At 45.0% G+C, this 5,654-nt stretch carries 7 protein-coding genes; 1 reads left to right on the forward strand and 6 read right to left on the reverse strand.

Going from position 1 to position 5,654, the window contains the following annotated elements:
- Window positions 1–241: sensor histidine kinase (locus WBA89_RS15275; RefSeq protein WP_424407811.1), on the forward strand; the 241-nt coding region annotated here is incomplete at its 5' end.
- Window positions 242–757: 516 nt separating this feature from the next.
- On the opposite strand, the gene crn3 is transcribed toward WBA89_RS15275, so the two are convergent.
- The 6 genes from crn3 to WBA89_RS15305 form a co-directional block, all read right to left on the reverse strand.
- The gene (crn3, locus tag WBA89_RS15280) at window positions 758–1,087 is read right to left on the reverse strand and encodes a CRISPR-associated ring nuclease Crn3/Csx3 (protein WP_424407813.1); all 330 of its coding nucleotides are present in this window, start codon (window positions 1,085–1,087) and stop codon (window positions 758–760) included.
- Between the two features lie 44 nt (window positions 1,088–1,131).
- Window positions 1,132–2,061 carry a DUF192 domain-containing protein gene (locus WBA89_RS15285; protein WP_424407815.1) on the reverse strand — a complete coding sequence of 310 codons (930 nt, stop codon included), beginning with the start codon at window positions 2,059–2,061 and terminating at the stop codon, window positions 1,132–1,134.
- 7 nt (window positions 2,062–2,068) lie between these two features.
- The gene (locus tag WBA89_RS15290) at window positions 2,069–3,805 is read right to left on the reverse strand and encodes an NAD+ synthase (RefSeq protein WP_424407817.1); all 1,737 of its coding nucleotides are present in this window, start codon (window positions 3,803–3,805) and stop codon (window positions 2,069–2,071) included.
- Window positions 3,806–3,893: 88 nt separating this feature from the next.
- A complete protein-coding gene (locus WBA89_RS15295; RefSeq protein WP_424407819.1) occupies window positions 3,894–4,187 on the reverse strand; it encodes an isochorismate lyase in 294 nt (97 codons plus the stop codon).
- Between the two features lie 199 nt (window positions 4,188–4,386).
- Window positions 4,387–5,136 (reverse strand): NUDIX hydrolase, encoded by a 750-nt coding sequence (locus WBA89_RS15300; RefSeq protein WP_424407821.1) that lies wholly within the window; start codon window positions 5,134–5,136, stop codon window positions 4,387–4,389.
- Window positions 5,097–5,654, reverse strand: a 558-nt coding sequence (locus WBA89_RS15305; protein ID WP_424407823.1) for a nicotinate-nucleotide adenylyltransferase, incomplete at its 5' end; no start/stop codon positions are given. The genes WBA89_RS15300 and WBA89_RS15305, both read right to left, overlap by 40 nt.

Below are 5,654 nucleotides of genomic sequence, written 5' to 3' on the forward strand. Positions count from 1 at the left end.
TTTACTGGTGGAAGTTCAGATTCAAATTAAAATTGCTGATAACGGTACAGGGATGAAAGAGGAAGTGAAAAAGCAGATTTTCGACCATTTGTTTACGACAAAATGTGTCGGGAAAGGAACAGGATTGGGGTTGACAATTGCCCATCAGATTGCGGTAGAAAAACATGGCGGAAGCATTGAGGTGAATGCGGAAGCCGGAGTTGGGACTGAGTTTGCGATCGTTTTGCCGGTGAAAGGATAAATTTTAATTGCAGCAGCTTAATAAGTAGGTTATTACTGATACCAATTTCATAAAGTAGCGCTAGACATTAACCCCCCCAACCCCCCCGTGCGAAGGGGGGGCTAAGACTTCATTCATACCACATCTTTAGAAAAATGGTATGAGATGTTGCACCTGTGGCCAAAACCGGGTTTCTGACCGCTAATTTAGCATCACAACCTATATCTCTCGTTCAGAAACCCGGTTTTTAAGAGCTTATGGAGAATGGTGCAAGATGTAAGTTATTACAAATAATCAACATGAGGTGGGGAGAGGGGGCGGGTTGATAAATATTGTGGATGTGATTGAAAGATTGTTGGTAAAACCCGCCCCTATAAATACTGCGGGTAATTTACCCAATAGTATCTAATTTATTAGACTTCTTGCAAAAATAGTTAGGACGATGCTCAAAGCCATCCCACAAAAATCTTTTTTCTTGTGGGATGGGCTTCTAGCCCGTCCCAAAATTTGATTAAAAGGACTTTTGCAAGAGGTCTATTAATTTGGCAAACTCAATTTCAATACCTGTCCAACCGATACTTCGTGCTTGTGGGTTGCTACCACCACCGCACCTTCCAATCGCGGATCGTAACATCCAACCCAAGCTGCAGGATGGCATTCGTGGACTAAATACCCGTACAGCCAAATCGCTCCTCTACCTTCAATGACAATTCCTTGGCTGAATTGAACGCCTTCGGGAAGTTTCAAACCTTGTAAATCATCGGGTGTGATAATACCGTCTTGAGTTGTAATTCGCAAGCGCAAATGTTGGTAAGCTAAACCGTCTTGAGTTTGATTGGGGATGATTTTTAATTCAATAGGATTCATAGGATGCACATAATGTTGAATGCTGTTGTAAAATAATATGCTTTTTATGGCAAATTGGGAATCCGATCGCCCACTTTCAATCCCAATTCAGCAGCCCTTCCGCCTTTGAGTTCAATAACTCCGTCCACGGGGACATCCGGGCCGTAGTTGGGGCAGGTGTCGCTCAAACACGGCGGTACGTTGGGAATTATCGCCTGCACAGTGCCTTCGCGGATAAAAACCATATCGAGCTCGATTAACACGTTTTTCATCCAGAAACGCACATTTCGCGCGGGGGCGATCGGAAAAAGCATTCCCCTGTCATCGGGCAATTCTGTGCGAAACATTAAGCCAATTGCTTGTTCTTGGGGAGTTTTCGCCACTTCGAGTCCCAGCGGGCGATCGCCCACAATAATGTTCGCAGAAACTGGCAAAACTTGGCCAGTATCTATCCCGCCAAACAGCGAGATAAAGTTGGATTCATTCAAATTGAGTTTTCCTAAAAAAACTCCTAAATAGTTGCCAGAGTTTCGATCTTGCATAATAGTTTGGTTGTCTGAAACAAAAATGTTTAAATCGCTAAACTTTATGTTATCAGTCAAGACAATTTTATCGTTGCCGCTGCCAAAATCTGTAATTGCATCGGCTTCAGTAATAGTAGATGCGGCGGAGGTTGTGTCAATCACAAATAAATCATCGCCCGCGCCTCCTGTCAAGATATCCTTACCTTCGCCGCCAATTAGCAAATCGCTACCCCGATCGCCATTAATCCAATCCGAATCTTGTCCTCCATAGATTGTATCGTTTGAAAGACCTCCAAACAGGGTATCAGCACCTTCATTTCCCGCGAGCAAGTCATTGTCGCGATCGCCAAAAATCAGGTCATTTCCCGCCAAACCTTGAATAGTGTCATTACCAGCAAATCCTCTAATCGCATCGCTGCTGGGACTTCCGACGAGAAAATCGAAGCCGAAACTACCATCAATGTTAACCATAATGCGTTTAATAAAAGGAAGCTTTGGCGATCGGCATTCGCCAGCCGGTACCAAAAGCTCGATCGCTAATTTTTAAACCAGGGGCTGCTTGTCGGCGTTTAAACTCCGATTGCCTGACTAATTTTACTACAAATTTAACCACCGCTGCGTCGTGTCCCGCCGCCACAATTTCTGGGACAGATTGGTGATGTTCGATCGATCGCTGCAAGATGTCATCCAAAACATCGTAATCAGGCAAAGAATCTCGGTCAACTTGTCCCGGTTTCAGTTCCGCACTAGGGGCTTTACTAATAATATTAACCGGAATTATCTCCTTGCTAGGGGAAGGAAACGGAGGCACAGTCCCTGCATATCCGCCAGCATTCAGCCACCGACAAAGCGAATAAACGCGACTTTTGAACACATCAGAAATCACCGCCAATCCGCCATTCATATCGCCGTACAGAGTGCAGTAACCCACCGACATTTCTGATTTGTTTCCCGTCGAAAGCAGCAACTGTCCGAACTTATTAGAAATTGCCATCAACAGATTGCCTCGAATTCGGGATTGAATATTTTCTTCAGCAATCCCGAAAGTTGTATTGACAAACAAATCGGCGAGAGTGCGATCGTAAGATTTCATCAAATCGCCGATCGGCAACAGTTCGATCGCCATACCCAGATTTCGGGCTAATTCCAAAGCATCATTAACCGAATGATCCGAACTGTAAGGAGAAGGCATCAACACCCCCAGCACATTTTCCGGCCCGATCGCGCAACTGGCGATCGCCGCCACCAAAGCCGAATCTATCCCGCCGCTCAAACCGAGTACAACCTTAGAAAAACCGCACTTGCGAACATAATCTCGCACTCCCAAAACCAAAGCAGCCCAAATTTCTGCATCTCCTTCTGGCGGATAAAAACTCAACTGCACCGCCTCAATTTCTGCTGCACTTTGCTGATTGCTTCCCACTAAATCTTGTTTGTTTTCCTCATATTCCAGCACCGCAAAATCAGTTTCAAAAGAAATTAAAACCTGAATCAAATCACCCTTTCGATCCACAGCAAAACTGCTGCCATCAAAAATAATATCATCATTTCCCCCTACCTGATTAGCATAAACAATCGGTATCCCGCAGCGGATGACGCTGTGCTGCAACATAGCCGATCGCACTCCCCGCTTTCCCGCAGAATAAGGCGATGCCGACAAATTCACCACTAAATCTACGCCCAATTTTGCCAAATCGGCAATCGGATTGCCCGCGTAACTGCGTTTCCCCCAAAACTCCACGTTGTTCCACAAATCTTCACAAATTGTCACGCCAATTTTGAGTTCGCCAACAGTAAAGTAATTGCTGTTTTCTCCCGGTTCAAAATATCTATCTTCATCAAATACATCATAAGTAGGCAACAAGCGTTTGTGAAAAACTTGTTTGACCGCCCCATTTTGCAATAAAACAGCGCTGTTGAACAATGATTTTCCGCCTAATTTAACAGCATGAGCATTAGGTACGACAGTACCGACTATCACGGTCAAATCCGGCGGCAAATCTTGCGCGAGTTTCTGCAACTGTGTGGCGGCGGCTGCAATAAAACTCGCATCCATCAACAAATCGCGCGGCGGATAACCGATTAGGGAAAGTTCCGGTGTTAGCAATAAGTTTGCGCGCTCAACAGTCGCTTTTTTCGCAGCCTCCAGAATGAGGTTGGAGTTGCCAGAGATATCGCCAATCGTAGGGTTGAGTTGTGCGATCGCAATTTTCATATTACCAATTCACCTCATAAATATTGCTAACAGTCCGCCCGCGCGGACTCAATTTCCTAATAATTCTAGATTTGAATGTAGGGAAGCATTACTCAGACTTGTAATGTTTCAACTCTTCTTCAATATAATAATTTACCAAATCCCGGTAAATATTTTCAACCACATCAGGGTTCAAACCCGATTCTTTAGCCCACTCGCGCCGCTGCTGTAACATATTATGAAAGCGATCGGCCGCTCTAACGTTAGCTTCACTCGTTTTGAACCTTGCTGCTGCGATGACGTATTGAAATCTCTTGCTCAAAGCGTCGATCACTTCTCGATCGATAATATCAATTTCCTCCCGCACTTCGTGAATATTAGCGCATTGATCGGGGTCTTTCATCACCAGCACTCCTTAATAGCTTCTCTTCTCATCTTACTAAATCAATTCCGCAATGTCAGTCAATTTTAGATTTTAGGTTTGAGATTTTAGATTGACTCTTCCAGATGAATCTGGCAGATTGAACAAGAGTCTAAACTTTGGGGATTTCCACGGCTATTGTCGGGGGTTTTTGTTTTTGGGCGCGCGATCCGTTGAACATTTAGATAAACACCAGTGGCTTATTTTTGAAAGGAGCAAAAGCTGCCGCATCAAAGCGGTACAAACTAGCAGGACGGCCAGCCCCTCGCGAAACCTTAACCCCGGTATCGCACAAAAAACCTAATTTCAATAATCGAGCTCTAAAATTAGAATAATCCGAAAAGTTCACCCCCAAAATAGTGGTATAAAGTTGATACAAATCGCTCAAAGTAAAAAGCTCCGGCAAAACTTCAAAAGCTACCGGACTGTATTCGAGTTTATTGCGGAGTCGTCGGTATCCGTATTCGAGAATTTGATTGTGATCGAAGGCCAGCTTAGGAACTTGTTGGACGGGATACCAAGCAATACCGCCGACGCGGTGGCTGACACCTGCAACTACACTCCCAGTAATTAACTCAGCTTCCTCAAACCGAACTAAAGCAAAATAACTTACCGAAAGATAGCGATTGCCTCTGGTAAATTCCCGAGGATCGCGCCCCGGTTCTCCAAAAGTATACAGTTGCTCCAAATACAAATTTTTCGCCCGGATTTTTTCAGACAAAATTCGGTAAGCTGCATTTTCCAGAGACTCTCCCTGTCGCACCAAAGTACCGGGAAGACTCCAACAGTCGATAAACGGTTCGTCAGGCCGCATTACTAACAGCACCAACAAGCGGTTGTGCGCGGTATCGACGGAGAAAATGGCATTATCTACTCCTACTTTAAAGTCAGCTAATGAGCAACTTTCGCTCTTTTTTGTTCCTCGTGCCATGCGTACAAATGCTCCCGATTAATATAATCTTCGATGGTTGGAGTTAGGGCTTCGGTATCTCCTGTTTCGCGATAGGAGGTAGAAGAAACATTGGGAGCATTCAAAGATGCGATCGCCACTTCTGCACCGCTGCGCCTCAACTGCCACAAATCTAACTGTTCTGACGGATAACCGGGCCGCGGTACTATCAGCAACTCCACTTGTTTTAACAACTGTTCAAATTTGTACCAGCGAGGCAGTTGCCCCACCAAATCCGAACCTATTACCAGGGTGAACTCTGCATCCGGCCACTGCAATCTTGCTTGTTCGACAGTTTCTAGCGTTCTCGAACTGCTGAGTTCTGGATGCAAGCACAGATTGTGTTTCGGCGAATTAATTTCTTGAATGATTAACAGCAGCATTGCGGATCTGTGTTCTAGGGATGTGGAGTGGGACTTAAAAGGATTGTCCGACGCCCAAACTGCTACCCAATCAAAATGCTGGGAAAGCCAACTCAGGATTGTTTTGTGTCCTGCTGT

It is taken from the genome of Microcoleus sp. (genome assembly GCF_049646505.1).
GTDB lineage: Bacteria > Cyanobacteriota > Cyanobacteriia > Cyanobacteriales > Microcoleaceae > Microcoleus.